The sequence below is a fragment of the Pseudoduganella rivuli genome, assembly GCF_009674485.1.
GTDB classification, from domain to species: Bacteria; Pseudomonadota; Gammaproteobacteria; order Burkholderiales; family Burkholderiaceae_D; genus Rugamonas; species Rugamonas rivuli_B.
In genome coordinates this window covers 33,136-51,266 of record NZ_WKJJ01000032.1, presented here as the reverse complement: position 1 = coordinate 51,266, position 18,131 = coordinate 33,136, and the positions used below count along the sequence as shown (strand labels likewise).

General features: G+C 64.8%; 13 protein-coding genes. 10 read left to right on the top strand and 3 right to left on the bottom strand.

Annotated features, from left to right (window positions below; genetic code table 11):
* Position 1 precedes the first annotated feature (1 nt).
* From GJ700_RS32485 to GJ700_RS32440, 10 genes are all read left to right on the top strand, one after another.
* Positions 2–1,090 (top strand): FemAB family XrtA/PEP-CTERM system-associated protein, encoded by a 1,089-nt coding sequence (locus GJ700_RS32485; RefSeq protein WP_154381936.1) that lies wholly within the window; start codon positions 2–4, stop codon positions 1,088–1,090.
* Between the two features lie 10 nt (positions 1,091–1,100).
* On the top strand, positions 1,101–2,297 hold the full coding sequence (locus GJ700_RS32480) for a TIGR03087 family PEP-CTERM/XrtA system glycosyltransferase (protein WP_154381934.1): 1,197 nt from the start codon (positions 1,101–1,103) through the stop codon (positions 2,295–2,297).
* Entirely contained in the window at positions 2,288–3,841 is a 1,554-nt protein-coding gene (xrtA, locus tag GJ700_RS32475; RefSeq protein ID WP_229507376.1) for an exosortase A, read from the top strand. Before GJ700_RS32480 ends, xrtA begins: the two co-directional genes overlap by 10 nt.
* Positions 3,838–5,022, top strand: coding sequence for a TIGR03088 family PEP-CTERM/XrtA system glycosyltransferase (locus tag GJ700_RS32470; RefSeq protein WP_229507375.1), 1,185 nt, complete (start codon positions 3,838–3,840; stop codon positions 5,020–5,022). Before xrtA ends, GJ700_RS32470 begins: the two co-directional genes overlap by 4 nt.
* A gap of 18 nt (positions 5,023–5,040) precedes the next feature.
* Entirely contained in the window at positions 5,041–6,936 is a 1,896-nt protein-coding gene (locus tag GJ700_RS32465; RefSeq protein ID WP_154381932.1) for an XrtA/PEP-CTERM system amidotransferase, read from the top strand.
* Positions 6,937–6,992: 56 nt separating this feature from the next.
* Complete coding sequence (locus GJ700_RS32460) at positions 6,993–8,210, top strand: TIGR04063 family PEP-CTERM/XrtA system glycosyltransferase (RefSeq protein ID WP_154381974.1); 1,218 nt, start codon at positions 6,993–6,995, stop codon at positions 8,208–8,210.
* A 3-nt stretch (positions 8,211–8,213) separates the two neighbouring features.
* Positions 8,214–9,374, top strand: coding sequence for a glycosyltransferase family 4 protein (locus GJ700_RS32455; protein ID WP_154381930.1), 1,161 nt, complete (start codon positions 8,214–8,216; stop codon positions 9,372–9,374).
* A 34-nt stretch (positions 9,375–9,408) separates the two neighbouring features.
* Positions 9,409–10,392, top strand: coding sequence for a polysaccharide deacetylase family protein (locus GJ700_RS32450; protein WP_154381928.1), 984 nt, complete (start codon positions 9,409–9,411; stop codon positions 10,390–10,392).
* A gap of 21 nt (positions 10,393–10,413) precedes the next feature.
* A complete protein-coding gene (locus GJ700_RS32445) occupies positions 10,414–11,604 on the top strand; it encodes a DegT/DnrJ/EryC1/StrS family aminotransferase (RefSeq protein ID WP_154381926.1) in 1,191 nt (396 codons plus the stop codon).
* 91 nt (positions 11,605–11,695) lie between these two features.
* Positions 11,696–13,093 (top strand): glycosyltransferase, encoded by a 1,398-nt coding sequence (locus tag GJ700_RS32440; RefSeq protein ID WP_229507374.1) that lies wholly within the window; start codon positions 11,696–11,698, stop codon positions 13,091–13,093.
* A 33-nt stretch (positions 13,094–13,126) separates the two neighbouring features.
* Here GJ700_RS32440 and GJ700_RS32435 read toward each other — a convergent pair whose 3' ends face one another.
* The 3 genes from GJ700_RS32435 to prsK form a co-directional block, all read right to left on the bottom strand.
* On the bottom strand, positions 13,127–14,551 hold the full coding sequence (locus GJ700_RS32435; protein ID WP_154381924.1) for a right-handed parallel beta-helix repeat-containing protein: 1,425 nt from the start codon (positions 14,549–14,551) through the stop codon (positions 13,127–13,129).
* A gap of 97 nt (positions 14,552–14,648) precedes the next feature.
* Complete coding sequence (prsR, locus tag GJ700_RS32430) at positions 14,649–16,004, bottom strand: PEP-CTERM-box response regulator transcription factor (protein WP_371868233.1); 1,356 nt, start codon at positions 16,002–16,004, stop codon at positions 14,649–14,651.
* A 39-nt stretch (positions 16,005–16,043) separates the two neighbouring features.
* Positions 16,044–18,116, bottom strand: coding sequence for an XrtA/PEP-CTERM system histidine kinase PrsK (gene prsK / locus GJ700_RS32425; RefSeq protein ID WP_154381922.1), 2,073 nt, complete (start codon positions 18,114–18,116; stop codon positions 16,044–16,046).
* Positions 18,117–18,131 lie beyond the last annotated feature (15 nt).

The window sequence follows — 18,131 nt, the reverse complement described above, 5'->3', positions numbered from 1 at the left end:
GATGAGCACTGACCTGGCAGAACTGCCTCAGGCGGCCCCGACCGCCGCCATCACCCTGCGCCTGCTGCCGCCGGCCGTGTCGGCTGATTATGCCCGCTGGGACGCTTTCGTGCAGTCCTGCCCGGAAGCGACCTTCTTCCACCGCGCCGGCTGGAAAACCATCATCGACAAGGTGTACGGCCATCGCACGTGGTTTTACTATGCCGAGCGCAACGGCGAAATCGTCGGCGTGCTGCCGCTGGCCGAAGTCAAAAGCCGGCTGTTCGGCCACTTCCTCGGTTCGCTGCCGTTTTGCGTGGTGGGCGGCATCGCCGCTGTCGACGACCAGGCGCGCGCGCTGCTGGACGCGGAAGCGGAACGGCTGGCGCGCGAACTGGGCGTAGGCCATTTGGAGCACCGTTATGAAACGTCCGCCCATCCGGGCGACCCGTCGTGGCACACCAAGGAACTGTACGTCACGTTCCGCAAGGAAATCAGCGCCGACGACGAAGAAAACATGAATGCGATCCCCCGCAAGCAGCGCGCCATGGTGCGCAAGGGAATCAAATGCGAATTGCGGGGCGAACTCGACCAGGACGTCGACCGCTTCTTCACGGCTTACGCCACCAGCGTGCACCGCCTCGGCACGCCGGTGTTCCCGAAGAAATACTTCAAGGTCATCAAGGAAGTATTCGGCGACGAATGCGAAATCCGCATCATTGTGCGCGGCGACGAACTGATCGCCGGCGTCATGAGTTTTTACTGGCGCGATGAAGTGCTGCCGTATTACGGTGGCAGCCTGCCGGCCGCGCGCGAGTGCGCCGGCAACGACTTCATGTACTGGAACCTGATGCAGGCCGCGGCCGCGAAGGGTTGCCGCAGCTTCGACTTTGGCCGCAGCAAGCTGGGTACGGGCGCGTTCGATTTCAAGAAAAACTGGGGCTTTTCCCCCACCCACCTGGGCTACGAGTACAAGCTGATCAAGGCAACCGCGTTGCCGGACAATAATCCGCTGAACCCGAAGTACCAGCTGTTCATCAAGATGTGGAAGCGCCTGCCGCTGCCTGTGGCCAATTTCCTTGGCCCGTTCATCGTGCGCAGCCTGGGTTAAGGAACGGCACATGGACGATTTATTGATGCTGGTGCATCGGATTCCATATCCGCCCAACAAGGGCGACAAGATCCGGTCGTATCACCTGCTCAAGCACCTGGCGCAAAACCACCGCGTGCACCTGGCCACCTTCGTCGACGATGAAGACGACTGGCAGCACGTGCCCAAGGTGGAAGCGCTGTGCGCCAGTTCGCACTTCGCGAAGCTGAACCCGAAGCTGGCGCGCGTGCGCAGCCTGGGCGCCCTGCTGGGCAACCGCTCGCTGTCGCTCGACTATTACCGCAACGCCAAGCTGCGCGCGTGGGTCGCCGACACCATGCGCCAGTACGGCATCCAGCGCATCCTGGTGTTTTCGTCCGCCATGGCGCAATACGCGGACGCCTTCCCGCACGCGCACCGCGTGGTGGATTTTGTCGACGTGGACTCGGAAAAGTGGCGCGAATATGGCGAGAAAAAGCCATGGCCCGCCAGCCTGCTGTTCCGCCACGAAGCCAAACAATTGCTGCGCTATGAGCGGCAGGTGGCGGCATCGTCCGCCGCCTCGCTGTTTGTCTCGGCGCCGGAAGCGGCCTTGTTTACCCGGCTGGCGCCGGAAAGCGCGCCGCGCATCGGCTACTTCAACAATGGCGTCGATACCGCGTACTTTTCGCCGGACGCCGGCCTGGCGTCGCCCTACGCCCCCGGCGAGCAAGCCGTGGTGTTCACGGGCGCGATGGATTACTGGCCGAACATCGATGCCGTGCAATGGTTCGCGGCCGACATCCTGCCGCGCATCCGCCAGGCGTGTCCCGGTGTGCGCTTTTATATCGTCGGCGCCCGTCCCGCCGCCGCCGTGCAGGCACTGGCGCAAACGCCCGGCATCGTCGTGACCGGCACCGTGCCGGACGTGCGTCCCTACCTGGCCCATGCCGCGCTGTCGGTGGCGCCGCTGCGCGTGGCGCGCGGCATCCAGAACAAGGTACTGGAAGCGATGGCCATGGGTAAGGCGTGCGTGGTGTCGCCGCAGGCGCTGGAAGGCATTGAAGCCATGCCAGGCAACGAAGTGTTGCTGGCCGATGGCGCCGCCGCCTTTGCCGATACCGTCATCGCCCAGCTGCACAACATGGCCGCCACGGAAAAAGTGGGGCTGGCCGCCCGCACCCGCGTGCTGGCGCGCTACAGCTGGCAAACCAACCTGGCCAGCATCGAGGCACAGCTATGCAATTGAATTCCGCCACCGCCATGCCGCCCGCTTCCGTCTCCGCCACCAACAAGCCGTTGCCGGCATTGCTGTTCACGGCGCTGGTGATGGCCGCGCTGTTCGCGCTGTACTTCAACACCGCCTCGTCCATCGTGGCGCTGTGGAACAGTTCGGAAACCTTCGCGCACGGTTACGTGATCCTGCCGATCAGCTTGTGGCTGATCTGGCGCCGCCGCGCGAATTTCCTCGTGTATCCGCCCCGCCCTTTCTGGCCCGCCTTGCTGGCGCTGGCGCTGGCGGGCGCCGCCTGGCTGGTGGCGCGCATGGGCGAAGTGCAGGTGGTGATGCAATACGCGTTTGCCACCATGCTGCCGCTGGCGGCGCTGGCCATGTTCGGCCTGGCGCTGGCCCGTTCGCTGGCGTTCCCCCTGCTGTTCGTCCTGTTTGCCGTGCCGTTCGGCGAAGTCTTCATCGACCCGCTGATCAGTTTCACCGCGGATTTCACCGTATGGTGCCTGCACGTGATCGGCATGCCGGTGCTGCGCAACGGCACCCATTTTGAAATCCCCAGCGGCAGCTGGTCGGTGGTGGAAGCGTGCAGCGGTGTGCGCTACCTGATTTCCTCCATCACGCTGGGCTGCCTGTATGGCTACCTGACTTACCGCACCTGGGGCCGCCGCCTGTTGTTTGTCGGCCTGTCGATCGTGGTACCCGTGATTGCCAACGGTTTGCGCGCCTTCATGATCGTCATGATCGGCCACTACAGCGGCATGACGCTGGCGGTCGGCGTCGACCACCTGATCTATGGCTGGCTGTTCTTCGGCCTCGTGATGCTGCTGATGTTCTGGATTGGCGGCTACTGGCACCAGGACCAGCCGGATCCGGTGGCGGCGCCCGCCGTCGCCGGCCAGCCCGCCGTTCAGCAAGCATCCGCGAAATCGCATGCCACCCTCGCCGGCGCCGTGATTGCACTGGCGGCGCTGTGGCCCGCATGGGCCGCATGGAGCGATGGCGCCAACCACAACCCGCACGCGCCAGGCCTGGCGCTGGACTTGCCATTGCCGCCGGCAGCACCGTTCACGCGCTGGGAACCGCGCTATACGCCGCCCGACGCCAGCCTGGCGCGCCTGCTCCAGGCGGACGGCGGCCCGGTCGCCGTGCACATGCTGTTCTACCGCAACCAGCGCAACGACAAGGCCCTGATCACGTCCAGCAACGGGCTGACGGGGGAAAAAGACCCCTATCACACGGTGGACGCGGAGCGCCGCAACGAACAGATAGCCGGCCGCCAGTTTGCCGTGCGCGAAGCGCACATCAGCGGCCCGGACGGCGACCTGCTGGTGTGGCACTGGCTGCGCGTGGGTTCCCATGCCACGGCGAATAATTACGAGGGCAAGTTGTGGCAGGCTTGGCGCAAACTGTCCGTGCAGGGCGACGATGGCGCCGCCATCATGGTGGCGACGCCGCTGCAGCCCAAGAATGCCGAAGCGGCGCGCACCGTGCTGCGCAACTTCCTGCAAGGCCAGTTGCCCGCCATCGACGCCGCCTACGATTCCGCGAGCAGGAAATGAGGAACGATATGCCGCCATTGCCGCAGGACGAACGTCCACTGGTGGTGCACCTCGTGTACGCGCTGGACGTGGGCGGTCTGGAAACCTTGCTGGTCGACTGCATCAACCGCATGCCGCCGGAGCGCTACCGCCATGCACTGGTGTGCCTGACCCACTACACGTCGTTTGCCGAGCGCATCACGCAGCCCGGCGTGGAAGTGCATGCCTTGCACAAGCCGCCCGGCCAGGCGCCCGGCATCCACGTGAAGCTGTGGAAGCTGCTGCGCCGGCTGCGCCCCACGGTGCTGCATACGTATAACCTGGCCACGCTGGAATATGCGCCGGCCGCCATGCTGGCCGGCGTGCCCGTGCGCATCCATGCGGAACACGGGCGCGATGCGCGCGACCCGCAAGGCTTGAACCCGAAACACAACCTGCTGCGCCGCCTGGTGGCGCCCTTCATCGACCGCTACGTCACCGTCTCGGCCGACCTGGAAAAATGGCTGGACCAGGTGGTGCGCATTCCCCGCGCCAAGGCGCAATTGATCAACAACGGCGTCGATACGGATCGCTTCCGTCACGGTCCGTACCAGTCCGGCGGTTCGCCGTGGGGCCCGGAACACTTCGTGATCGGCACCGTGGCGCGGATCCAGGACGTCAAGCACCACAAGGGCCTGGTGGAAGGGTTCATTGCGCTGCGCACGCTGCTGCCGGACCAGCATCACCGCCTGCGCCTGTCGATCGTGGGCGACGGCCCGCTGTTGCCGGCGCTGCGCGAGCAGGTGGCGGCGGCGGGATTGCAGGACGTGGTGTGGCTGCCCGGTTCGCGCAACGATATCGACACCGTGCTGCACGGTTTTTCGCTGTTCGCGCTGCCGTCTCTGGCCGAAGGCACGCCCGTGTCGCTGCTGGAAGCGATGGCGTGCGCGCTGCCGGTGGTGGTGTCGCGCGTGGGCGGCATGCCGGAAGTGGTGACCGAAGGCGTGCATGGCAGCCTGGTGCCGCCGGCCGACGCACCCGCGCTGGCGCAGGCGCTGGCGCGCTATGCGACCGACGCCGAACTGTGCCGCCAGCACGGCGCGGCGGGCCGGCAGCGCGTGATCCAACACTACAGCATGGCCGCCATGCTGGACTCCTATCTCGCGCTGTACGACGAACTGCGCCAGCAAAAGCTGGGCCGTCCGGCGGCGCGCGTTCATTAAAGCTACAGGAATTGCACCATGTGCGGAATCGTCGGAATTTTTGATACCACTGGCCAGCGCGACATCGATCGCGCCGCCCTGCACCGCATGAATGAAAGCCAGCATCACCGCGGCCCGGACGAGGGCGAGCTGTATCTGGAAAAAGCGCTGGGCATGGGCCACCGCCGCCTGTCCGTGATCGACCTGGCCACGGGCCAGCAGCCGCTGTTCAATGCGGACAAGAGCGTGGTGATCGTCTACAACGGCGAAACCTACAACTACCGCGAACTGATGGCCGAGCTGAAAGGCATGGGCTACGAATTCCGCACCAAGTCCGACACGGAAGTGGTGCTGCACGCGTGGGAAGCGTGGGGCCCGGATTGCGTGCACCGCCTGCGCGGCATGTTCGCGTTCGGCATCTGGGACCGCAACAAGCAAACCATGTTCCTGGCGCGCGACCACATCGGCGTCAAACCGATGTTCTATTCGCTGCTGCCGACCGGTTATTTCGTGTTCGGTTCCGAGCTCAAGTCCATCATGACGCACCCGGAACTGTCGCGCGAACTCAATCCGCAGGCGGTCGAGGATTATTTCGCATACGGCTATATCCCGGAACCGAAAACCATCTTCCACAATGCGTACAAATTGCAGCCGGGCCACCGCATCGTGCTGAAAGTCGGCGATACGGCGGTCAGGCAGGAACGCTGGTGGGACGTGCCGTTCAAGCCCGTGAAGGTCGGCAGCGAAGCGGACGTGGCGCGCGAAGTCATCGAGCGCGTGCGCGAATCCGTACAAAGCCAGATGGTGGCCGAAGTGCCGCTGGGCGCGTTCCTGTCGGGCGGCGTGGATTCGTCGGCCGTGGTGGCCACGATGGCTCAGGAAAATGCGCCGGCCGTCAACACGTGCTCGATCGGCTTCGACGACGCGAATTTCGATGAGACCGCGTACGCCACCCAGGTCGCGCAACAGTACAAGACGCATCACCACGCGCAAATCGTCAGCGGCGACGACTACAGCCTGGTCGACCAGCTGGTGCACCTGTATGACGAACCGTATGCGGACAGTTCCGCCATCCCCACCTACCGCGTGTGCCAGCTGGCGCGCCAGCGCGTGACGGTGTCGCTGTCGGGCGATGGCGGCGACGAGAATTTCGCCGGCTACCGCCGCTACCGCATGGCAATGGCCGAGCACAGCGTGCGCGACCGCATCCCGGCCAGCCTGCGCAAGCCGGTGTTCGGCACCTTGGGCAAGCTGTATCCGAAAGCCGACTGGGCGCCGCGCGTGTTCCGCGCCAAGACCACGTTCGAATCAATCGCGCGCGACCTGGTGGAAGGCTATTTCCACGGCGTGTCGTTCATGCCGGACCGCGTGCGCGCCGAACTGTTTTCGGACCGCTTCAAGGCTCGCCTGCAGGGCTACCGCGCCGTGTCCGTGATGCAGGACCATGCAAAAAATTCGCCAACCGACGATCCGCTGTCGCTGCTGCAATACCTGGACTTCAAAACCTACCTGCCGGGCGACATCCTGACCAAGGTGGACCGCGCCAGCATGGCCCATTCGCTGGAAGTGCGCGTGCCGCTGCTGGACCACACCTTTGTCGAATGGGTGTCGGGCTTGCCGCCCGACCTCAAGCTCAAGGGCGGCGAAGGCAAGTACATCTTCAAGAAAAGCCTGGAACCGCACCTGTCCCACGATGTCCTGTACCGCAAGAAAATGGGCTTTTCCGTGCCGCTGGCGGCCTGGCTGCGGGGGCCGCTGAAGCAGCGCGTGCGCGATGCGCTGCTCGGCCCCCTGCTGGCCGATACCGGCATTTTCAACCAGGCGTATTTGCGCGACCTGGTGGAACAGCACGAATCCGGACGCCGCGACAACAGCACGTTCATCTGGACCGTGCTGATGTTCGAAGCCTTCCTCCGCAAAGAAATGGCAGCCTGAAAAGTAACCGAAAAGTGAATGCAACCCCGATGAACGCCCCACAGAACGCCAAGGCACTGCGCATCCTGCACGTGCTCGATCACTCGATCCCGCTGCACAGCGGCTACACCTTCCGTACCCGCTCGATCCTGCAGCAACAGCGCGCGCTGGGCTGGGACACGTGCCATATCACCAGTTCCAAGCAGGGCGACGTCAAGCAGCCGAAAGAAAGCGTGGACGGCCTGGACTTTTTCCGCACGCCGCCCGCATCGGGCCTGATGTCGCGCGTGCCGGTGCTGAACCAGCTGGCCGTCATCGACAGCCTGGCCCGGCGCCTGCTGGAAGTGGCGAAGGAAGTCAAACCGGACATCCTGCACGCGCACTCGCCCGCCCTGAACGCGATGGCGGCGCTGCGGGTGGGGAAAAAACTGGGCATCCCCGTGGTCTATGAAATCCGCGCGTTCTGGGAAGATGCGGCGGTCGACCACGGCACCAGCACGGAATGGGGCATGCGCTACCGCCTGACGCGCGCGATGGAAACCTATGCGCTGCGCAACGTCGATGCCGCCACGACCATTTGCGAAGGCTTGCGCAGTGAAATCATCGCGACCCGCGGCATCCCGGCCAGCAAGCTGACGGTGATCCCGAACGCGGTCAACATCGAAGATTTCAGCGTGGGCGGTGAAAAAGACAGCGCCATGGCCGTCAAGCTGGGACTGGAAGGCAAGGCGGTACTGGGCTTCATCGGTTCGTTCTATGCGTATGAAGGCCTGGACGTGCTGCTGCAGGCGCTGCCGGCCATGCTGCAAAAAAATCCCGATATCCGCGTGTTGCTGGTGGGCGGCGGTCCGCAGGATGCCGCACTGAAAGCCCAGGCGCAGGCGCTGGGTGTGCAGGACCAGGTGAGCTTCACAGGCCGCGTGCCGCACAGCGAAGTGCAGCGCTATTACGACCTGGTCGACGTGCTGGTGTATCCGCGCCTGAAAATGCGCCTGACCGACCTGGTCACACCGCTCAAGCCGCTGGAAGCCATGGCGCAGGGCCGCGTGCTGGTGGCGTCCGACGTGGGCGGCCACAAGGAATTGATCGAGCATGGCAAGACCGGCATGCTGTTCAAGGCTGGCGATCCGCAGGCGCTGGCCGAGCAGGTGCTGGCCTTGCTGTCACAACCGCAGCAGTGGCCCGCCATGCGCGCACAAGGCCGCCACTTCGTGGAGGCGGAACGCAACTGGGCCGCCAGCGTGGCGCGCTACCGTCCCGTGTACGCGGCGCTGAGCAAGGGTAAAACCGCCTGAATCATGAAGCTTTTGACGTTCAGTACGCTGTTCCCCAACCAGGAACTGCCCGGCCTTGGCATTTTCGTGGAAACCCGGTTGCGCCACCTGGTGGCCAGCGGACAGGTACAGTCGCGCGTGGTGGCGCCCGTGCCGTGGTTTCCTTCCCGCTATGCCGAATACAAGGGCGTGCCCGAACGCGCGACGCGCAACGGCCTGGAAGTGCGCCATCCCCGCTACCTGAACGTGCCCATGGTCGGCATGAACATGGCGCCATGGCTGCTGGCGCAAAGCGCGAAACGGGAAATCAGCCGCCTGATCGACGAAGGCTTTGATTTCGACGCCATCGACGCCCATTACTTTTATCCGGACGGCGTGGCGGCCGTCATGCTGGGCAAGTACTTCAACAAACCGGTGGTGATTACCGCGCGGGGCTCCGACGTCAACCTGTTGCCGGAATACCCCTTGCCGCGCCGGATGATCCAGTGGGCTGCCCGCAATGCGGCCGGCATGATTACCGTCAGCCAGGCACTGAAAGACCGGCTGGTGCAACTGGGGGCGCCGGCGGCTGCCGTGACGCCGCTGCGCAACGGCGTCGACTTGCAGCGCTTCGAACCGCTCGACCGGGCCACCATCCGCAACCAGTTGGGTATCGACAGGTATACCATACTGTCGGTGGGGAACCTGATCGAGTTGAAAGGCCATCACCTGATCATCCGGGCGCTGCAGCGCATGCCCGATGTGATATTGTTGATTGCTGGCAAGGGGCCGGAGCGGGACAAACTGGAAGCGCTGGCGCGGGAATTACAGGTGGCGGATCGCGTGCGTTTCCTGGGCGCCGTGCCGCAGGCAGAGCTGAAACAGTATTTCAATGCCGCCGACGTGATGGTGCTGGCGTCCAGCCGTGAAGGCTGGGCCAACGTCTTGCTGGAATCCATGGCATGCGGCACGCCGGTGGTGGCCAGCAACGTGGGCGGTTCGCCGGAAGTGGTGGCGGCGCCGGAAGCGGGTTTGCTGATGTCCGACTACAGCAGCGATGGCGTGGCTGACGCTGTGCAGCGGCTGCGCGCGCGCAACCCGGACCGTGCGGCGGTACGCCGCTATGCCGAACAATTCAGCTGGGACTTTACTACCCGGGGCCAGATTGAACTTTTTGAAAAAATCATCGTGGGACGCGCACAGTGAAACCAGGACGTCCAATGCCGGGGAGTTGCGCGGCATGAACACTTATCAGCGATCCGCAGCGCCGTTGCCGACGCTGATGCGCGCCATCGGCAACAGCTATTCGCTGTGGCAGGCCGGGCGCGGACGCCTGTGCATCGTCAATTACCACCGCATCCTGGAAACGCACGACCCGCTGCTGGGCAATGAACCGGACCTGGCCACCTTCCGCGAGCACATGAAAATGCTGGCGGATTGCTTCAATGTGCTGCCGCTGCACAAGGCCCTGCATGCGCTGCAGTCGCACACGATGCCGCCGCGCGCAGTCTGCATCACGTTTGACGACGGCTACCGTTCGACCTACGAACTGGCGTTGCCGGTACTGCAGGAATTTAACTTGCCGGCCACAGTATTTGTCACGACCGGCTACGTGGACCGGCGCGAAAACATGTGGAACGACCGCATCGTCGAAGCCGTGCGGTCGATACAGGGCGACCAGCTCGACTTGCGCCCGGCAGGTGCCGGCCGCTATCCGCTGGCCACCGTGACGGAACGGTGCGTCGCCGCGCATGAACTGACGCAGAAAGCCAAGTACCTGCCGCCGGCGGAGCGCATGGCGCTGATCGCCAGCCTGGAAGCCGTCACGGATTCCCAGGCGGCGCCCTTGATGCTGAGCTCGGACATGATCCGCGCGCTGCACCGCGCCGGGATCGAGATCGGCGCCCATACCGTGTCGCATCCTATCCTGACCAGCCTGCCGGACGACGTGGCGCTGCAGGAAATGGTGGACAGCAAGCGCACGCTGGAAGCCATCATTGGCGAACCCGTGCGCTATTTTGCCTATCCCAATGGCAAAGCCGGACTGGATTTCGACCAGCGCCACATGGCGATGGCGCGCCAGGCCGGTTTTGCCGCCGCGTTCACGACGGCGCCCGGCCCGGTCAGCGCCTCCCAGGACATGTACACGCTGTCCCGCTCGCGGCCGTGGGACGCCACCACGTTCTTTTACATGCTGCGCCTGTTGCGCTGGCTGGCAGGCTGACCATGGCCACGGAAGCACGCCATGACTGACGTGGCCGGCTCCTCCGCGCGCTGGCTGGCGCCGCTCGCCCCCGTGCTGGGGTGGCGCGACTTCCTGCCGCAACGGGGCGCGCGCTTGCCGTCCGTGCTGGACCTGGAGCAGCGCCGCCTCGTCACCAGCGGCCGCATGGCCATCGGTCTTGCCTTGCGCGCCATGGGCGTGCAGCCCGGCGCGCGGGTACTGGTGCCGGCGTACCACAGCGCATCGATGGTGCCGCCCGTGCTGCACCTGGGCGCCACGCCGGAGTTTTACCGCATCGGCCAGGATACCGGCGTCGACCTCGAAGACCTGGCCATGCGCCTGCCCGGCGCCGGCGCGCTGATGGTCACCCACTATTTTGGTTTCCCCCAGCACATGGCGCCGATCCGGGCGCTGTGCGACCGCCACGGCGTGCCATTGCTGGAAGATTGTGCGCACAGCCTGTTCGGCGCGCAGGGCGGCCGTCCGCTGGGCGCCTGGGGCGACTATGCAGCCGCCAGCACCATGAAATTCCTGCCGTCGTACGATGGCGGCTGCATCGCCTCGGCCCGGCATCCGCTCGGCGCCATTCACTTGCGTTCCGCGGGCCTGCTGTTTGAAGCCAAGGCAGCGCTGGGCGCGCTGGAACACAGCTTCGCCCACGGCCGCCTGCGCGCCGCCGCCCTGCTGCTGGCGCTGCCGCAGCGGGCCGTACAGGCAGTGTGGCGCTGGCGCAAACGGGGCCTGCCGCCGGCGCGGCAAACCATCGCGCCGGCCGCATCGGAAAACGATGCCGATTTTGACCCGCGCTGGCTGGACAAGCGCAGCGCCTGGTTTTCCCGCGCCCTGCTGCGGCTGTCGTCGCGCCAGCGCCTGTGCCGCCGCCGCCGCCGCCACTACCTGGCGCTGGAACAGGCGGTGCGGGACTTGCCCGGCTGCCGCCCGCTGCATCCGGCGCTGCCGGAGCAGGTCGTGCCCTGGGTCTTTCCATTGCTGGTGGACGACCCGGAACCCGCATTTCACCGGCTGCAGGCTGCCGGCGTGCCGCTGGTGCGTTTTGGCTGGCCGCTACCGGCGGAAACCGGCAGTTGCGCCGACGCACAGGCCCTGGCACGGCAAGTACTTGGCTTGCCATGCCACCAGGGCCTGTCGGATGGTGAACTGGCTGCAATTGTTACAGCGTTGCACCAATGTTTCACAGCCGCGCCGCCCTGACCGTTATCGGCCAGGTTTCATTTAGAACGAGAATCATACGTGTTACCCTTATGCAAACAGTGTTTTGCAAAAAGACTTGAGAAAGCCGCAGATGCATACCCGGAGCAAGCAATGTACATCCACCGACACCATCGCGCCGACCGTGCAGCCAGATGGTGCGCCTTACCTCGATGCACAGGAGCCAGCCATGATTAACCGTGGCAATGGCCAAGCCATGCCGGGCGTGCTGATGGTGGCATTCCACTTCCCGCCACAGCGCGGCAGCAGCGGAATCCAGCGCACGCTGAAATTCACGCAGCATCTGCCGAAAATGGGCTGGCAGCCGATCGTGCTGTCCGCGCACCGGCGCGCCTATGCCGACAGCAGCGACGACCAGATGGGCGATGTGCCTGGCGGGATGGTGGTGCGGCGCGCCTTTGCACTGGATTCCGGACGTCACCTGGCCATCCGGGGCCGCTACCTGCGCGCGCTGGCGCTGCCGGACCGCTGGATTTCGTGGCTGCTGGGCGCGGTCCCGGCCGGCCTGAAACTGATCCGCCAGCACCGTCCCAGCGTGATCTGGTCGACTTACCCGATTCCCACCGCGCACCTGATCGCCTATTGCCTGCAACGCGTTTCCGGCCTGCCGTGGATCGCCGACATGCGCGACCCGATGACGGAAAAAGGCACGCCGGCCAATCCGCTGGTGTGGCGCTGCTACCGCTGGGTCGAGCAATTGACGGTACGGAATTGCACGCGCCTCGTGTTCACGACGCCGGGCGCGCAGGCGGTCTACCGCGCGCGCTATCCGGACGTGCCCGCATCGCGTTTCCGCCTGATCGAAAACGGTTACGATGAAGACGACTTCGTGCGCGCCACCGCCAATTACCAGCCGGCCGAGCGGAAAACCGGCGGCCCGCTGGTGCTGCTGCACAGCGGCATCATCTATCCGGTGGAACGCGACCCGACCGCGATGTTCGAAGCGCTGGGCGAACTGCGCAAGCAAGGCAAGATCAGCCCGGACACCGTGCGCATCGTGCTGCGCGCCGCCGTGCACGAAGACTTGCTGAACGAATTGATCGCGCGCCATCAGGTGGAAGGCATCGTGACCCTGGCGCCGCCCATCCCGTACCGGGCCGCGCTGGCGGAAATGCTGGACGCGGACGGCTTGCTGGTGATGCAGGCGGCCTTCTGCAATGCGCAAATCCCGGCCAAGATTTATGAATACATGCGGGCCGGCCGCCCGATCCTGGCGCTGACCGATCCGGACGGCGATACCGCCGCCACCATGCGCGGCGCCGGCATCGATACCATTGCCCGCCTCGACAACAAGGAAGACATCATGCGCGGCCTGCTGCATTTCATCGACTTGCTGCGCAAGGGCGAAGCGCCGCTGCCGCCGGAAAATGCCAGCCAGACGTATTCGCGCCGGGGCCGCAGCCGCGAACTGGCGACCTTGCTCAATGAAGTGATCGCGGAAAAGAATGGCGGCAGGGCCGCTTCCGCCTGACGGCAAAACCGGCGCAGCGCGCCGGTTTTATTTTCAGGGCTTGGCCAGGCAGGCGTTGAAATCTTCAAACGCGCCATAGCGCGGCGTGCCGGGGCGCTTGCCGCCGCACAGGTCCGGCACCTCTTCGCTGGCCGCCAGGCGGCTGTCGGCCGGCGTGCGCCAGCCAAAGTCCAGCGCGGTGGCGTCGCGGAACAAATCGCGCTGCGGATGGCCGCCCAGGTACAGGCGGGCCGTCGCGGTCTGGCGGTTATCCCCCAGGTGCAGGATGCCGCCATCGCGGCTGCGGATGGAGCCGTCGACCAGGTTGCCTTCGATTTCCGCACTGCTTTCCGCAAAGCGCACGCTGATGCCGCCCGTATCGAGCAACGTGTTGTGGACCAGTTTGCTGCGCGACGCGGCGTTCAGGTAAATGCCGTCATCCGAACACGACACCACCAGGTTGGAGCGGATCACGCCGCCCGTTTGCTCCGTGATACAGCGGCCGTCGCGGCAATAGTTTTTGCCCGTGCCGCCGCCGCCCAGCGACAAGCCGACCCGCTGTCCCGGCAAGCCGCGCAGCTTGTCTTCGCAAATCACGATGTTCTGGGCGATCACATTATTGCTGCCCGCGCCTTTGACGAACGCGCCGTAACTGATCTTGTCGCCGGACGACTTGATGAAATCGCTGATCAAGTTGCGCTCGATGCGCCAGTGACTGGCGGCCACCAGGTCGACCGGGGTCACCGGCTTGCTGGACTCGCGCGCACTGTCGTTGCGCAACGTGTTCGAGGCGATCAAGCCATGGTCGGGAAACTTGCCGCCATCGCCATTGATCTTGAAGTGGGCGTCGAAATCCACGATGGTGTTATTGACGGCGACAAAGTGGTGGGCGTTGCCGGAAATATGGAAGAAATGCTCGCACTGGGTCGCGCCCTTGCATTTTCCCCGTATCGTCAGGTTTTCAAACCGCCAGTACGGCGCCTGGATGCGCAACGCTTCGTCCGTCGCCGACTCCACCGTCACACTGCCCGGGACTTGCGCCCGCACCGTGATGGGCGCACCCTCTTCGCCCGGGCGCATGACATCGACGGAATGGTCGATCAGGTAACGGCCAGGCAGCAGCGTGATGGACTGGCCCGGCTGGGCCCCCGCCATGGCGCGCAGCCATTCCACGTCATTGCTGACCAGGACTTCCTGGCCCCGGGATACCGATTGCGCCGCCACTGGCTGGGCGCCGATGCTGCTGCGCCATTCCATGCTGCGCAACGGTTGTTCGCCGCGGTCGACCCGGGTCAGCCAGTTTTGCGCAGCCCGGCCAATGCCTTCGATGGCGGCATTGTGGCCATCGCTGCGCTTGGCGATGTACGGCCCCAGCGCGCGCGGGGTAATGCCGTAATCGTCCAGCACATACAGCGCAGCGCCCACGCCGGCCAACCCGGCAAACATGCCCAAGCCCAGCAGCCAGGGCCACATCCGCATTTTCTTCCTGGACTGGCGGCGGTGACTGCGGCGCTCACCGCCTGAGCGCTCCGATCGCCCGGAACGTTCGGATGGTGCGTGGCTGTCCTGGTCGGTGTTATGCATTGGCGCTGATGCCGTGGCGGCTCATCAAGTCATACATGGTCGGACGGCTAATGCCCAGCAACTCGGATGCCTTGACGATGTTGCCGTCCACCCGCGCCAGCACTTTGACGATGGCCTTGTATTCCGCCTCATCGCGCACCTGGCGCAGATTCAGCGGCTGGTCTTCGGCCGGATCCGTGGCCAGGCCCAGGTCTTCCGGCACGATCTGTGCGCCATCGGCCATGATGACGGCGCGCTTGATGCAATTTTCCATTTCACGCACATTGCCCGGCCACGGGTGGTTTTCAATCACGCTGAGGGCTTCCTGGCTGAAGTGCAGCGCGGAACGCCCTTCCTGCGCGCAGAACTTGTTCTTGAAATGGTGCGCCAGCAGCGCCGCATCGCCGATGCGCGCGCGCAGCGGCGGAATGGTGACGACGATTTCCGACAGGCGGTAATACAAGTCTTCGCGGAAGCGGCCGGCCGCGGCCAGTTCTTTCAGGTTGCGGTGCGTCGCGCACACGATGCGCACGTCGACCGGGATTTCCTCATGGCCGCCGACCCGTTCGATGACGCGCTCCTGCAGGAAGCGCAGCAGCTTCGCCTGCAGCGCCATCGGCAAGTCGCCCACTTCATCGAGGAAGAACGTGCCGCCATGGGCCAGTTCGACCTTGCCCTTGGTTTGCTTGGCGGCGCCCGTGAACGCGCCCTTTTCATAGCCGAACAACTCGGATTCCAGCAGGTTTTCCGGGATCGCCGCGCAATTGATCGCCATGAAGCGCTCTTTCGCGCGGGGGCTCAGCTGGTGCAGCGCGCGCGCCAGCACTTCCTTGCCGGTGCCGCTATCGCCCAGCAACATGACGGAGGCGGAGGTGGGCGCGACTTTTTCAATGCTGCGGCAAACCTTTTGCATGCCCGCGTCGCGCGAAATCACGCCGGACAGCGGCGAATCCGCCTGGGTTTGCAGCATGCGGCGGTTTTCCTGTTGCAGCGCATGCAAGTAAAACGCACGCTGCACCACCAGGCCGAGGATATCCGGGTCGGCCGGTTTCTGGTGGAAGTCGTACGCGCCCATGCCGATGGCCTTGACCGCGTGCTCGTGATCCTGATTACCCGTCAGGACGATGACCTTGGTGTCCGGCGCCATGGCCAGGATTTGCTGCAACGTGGCCAGGCCTTCGGTGGCGCCGTCCGGATCGGGCGGCAAGCCCAGGTCCATGGTGGCCACGGCCGGTTCGTGGCGGCGGATTTGCGCCAGCGCGCTTTCGCGGTCGCCGGCCACCAGCACTTCATACGCGTCGAAGCTCCAGCGCAATTGTTTTTGCAGGCCTGGATCGTCTTCAATGATCAACAATTTGGGTTTGCTCACGGTATTCCTTTGACGATATCGGCAGGTGTGCGGTCACGGTCAGGCCGCGCGGTCCTGTGCTTCCTGGGCATGCAGCGGCAGCGTCACACTGAACGTGGTGCCATGTCCCGGCACACTCCGCACTTCCAGCCTGCCACCCAGTTCATGAATGTATTCCCGGCTTTCAAACGCGCCGATACCCATGCCGGCCGGCTTGGTGGATTCAAACGGTTTGTACAGGCGCTCGCGGATGAATTCGTCCGTCATGCCCTGGCCGGTGTCGGTAATGTCGATGCGAACGGCGCCGCCGTCGTTACGCAGTGTAATCGTTACGCTGCCATCGCGGGGCGTGGCTTCAATCGCGTTCTGGATCAGGTGCCCCAGCACGCGCTCCAGCCGCTCGCCGTCGGCCACCACCTGCAATCCGGCCTGTTCCACGTGCAATGCCGGCGTCGGTTCGAATGCCGCTTTCAAGGATACGGCCTGACGCAACAGCTGGTCAATTGCCAGCGGCACCGGACGCTCCGGCGCATCGTTGCGGCTCAGCTTTTGCAGCATCAGCTTCATCTTTTGCACCGAATGGGTGACGGTATCGAGCATGTCTTGCTGGAATTCCGGATTGTTGCGGTGCTTGTGGGCGTTGGGGATCAGCAGCGACAGTTGCGCCACCAGGTTTTTCAAGTCATGCACGACGAAGGTCGACATGCGGTTGAACGACTCGAACTGGCGCGCCAGCATCAGCGCCGTCACGGCTTCCTGCTGCGCCAGGTAACTGGCGGCCTGGCTGCCCGCGATCTTCAGCAAGTCGATGACTTCCCAGTTCAGCTGGACGGTGCTGCGCGGTTGCAGCAGCAACATGAAGCCATACAGGCGCCCCTGCAACGTCAGCGGCACCACGATCCACGCGCGCGGAATGGCGCGCAGCCAGCCCGGCAACACCATGTCCCCATACATTTCGCCATTGCGCTCGTATTCTTCCAGGTCGACCACCCACTGGCGCTCCTGCAGGAAACGGATAAATGACGACGACACCGGTTCCGGTTCCGGGACAGCGGGGCAATTCCAGTGCGCCACCTGTTCAAACTGGTCATTGTCGCGGCTGATCCAGACGGCGCCGCCATGGCTTTCCACCAGCGCCGCCACGGCCTGGATCGTGCGGTCGGCCAGGCCCGGGCCATCCTGCGACAGCAGGCGCGTAAAGCGCAGCCACTCTTCGCGGTAATCGTAGTTGTACGAATAAAAATGCTTGCTGATGAAAACTTTCAGCCACGCGCGGAACGTGCCGGAAAACAGGATCCCCACCAGCAGGACGCCGGCGCCGAACAGGAACGCCAGCTGCATGACGGAGCCCCAGTCGCCGCCGACAAAGCGCAGGTAGTAACCGGCCGAACTCATGGCCAGCAGGTACAGCGCGGAACCGGCCAGCGCCGCCGAATGGAACAGCACGCGGCGCGACACCGACAGTTCGGACGACCACGATGCGCCGCGCGCCGATGCGATCATCAGCAGCGGCGCCGTCAGCGCATGCACGAAACCGCGCGCCGCCCAGATATCGTCATCGATGCGGCGGAACAGCATGGCGTCGCTGTACAGGTAAAAATCGAAGATCCACATGCCGCCCACGCCCAGGCAGGCGAATTTGACGCCCCAGCGCTCTTGCGGGGTCTTGCTGCGGTACAGTTGCTCGACCAGGATCAGGCCCAGTACGGCGACGCCGGCCCGCACCATGACCAGCAGCAGCCCGCCCCCCAGGCTGAAAATCAGCCCCGGCAGCCACGCGCCCAGCACGGTCACGCCGATATACAAGCCGTACACGCCGGCCACCAGCCGCAGCAAAAGGCTGCCCCGCTGCGCGCGCCAGTCGCTGCCCGGCCGCAGATAGCCCAGCAACAGCAACATGAAATACGCCCAGGCGGCATTGCGGAGAATATCCAGGCCGCCGGACAGCATGCTGGGAGCCCAGCCATTCCAGCCATGCCAGGCCATCAGCGCCGACCACAGCGCCGTGGCCAGCGCCGCGCCGGCCAGCGCCAGCGCAAATGCGCGGCGGTGCCACACGCTCACCTGCAGCACGAACAGCACCAGGAACACCAGCGCTGCCAAACCATAGCTGGCCGCAACCACGTTCACCATGCCGGCGCCTCCCGC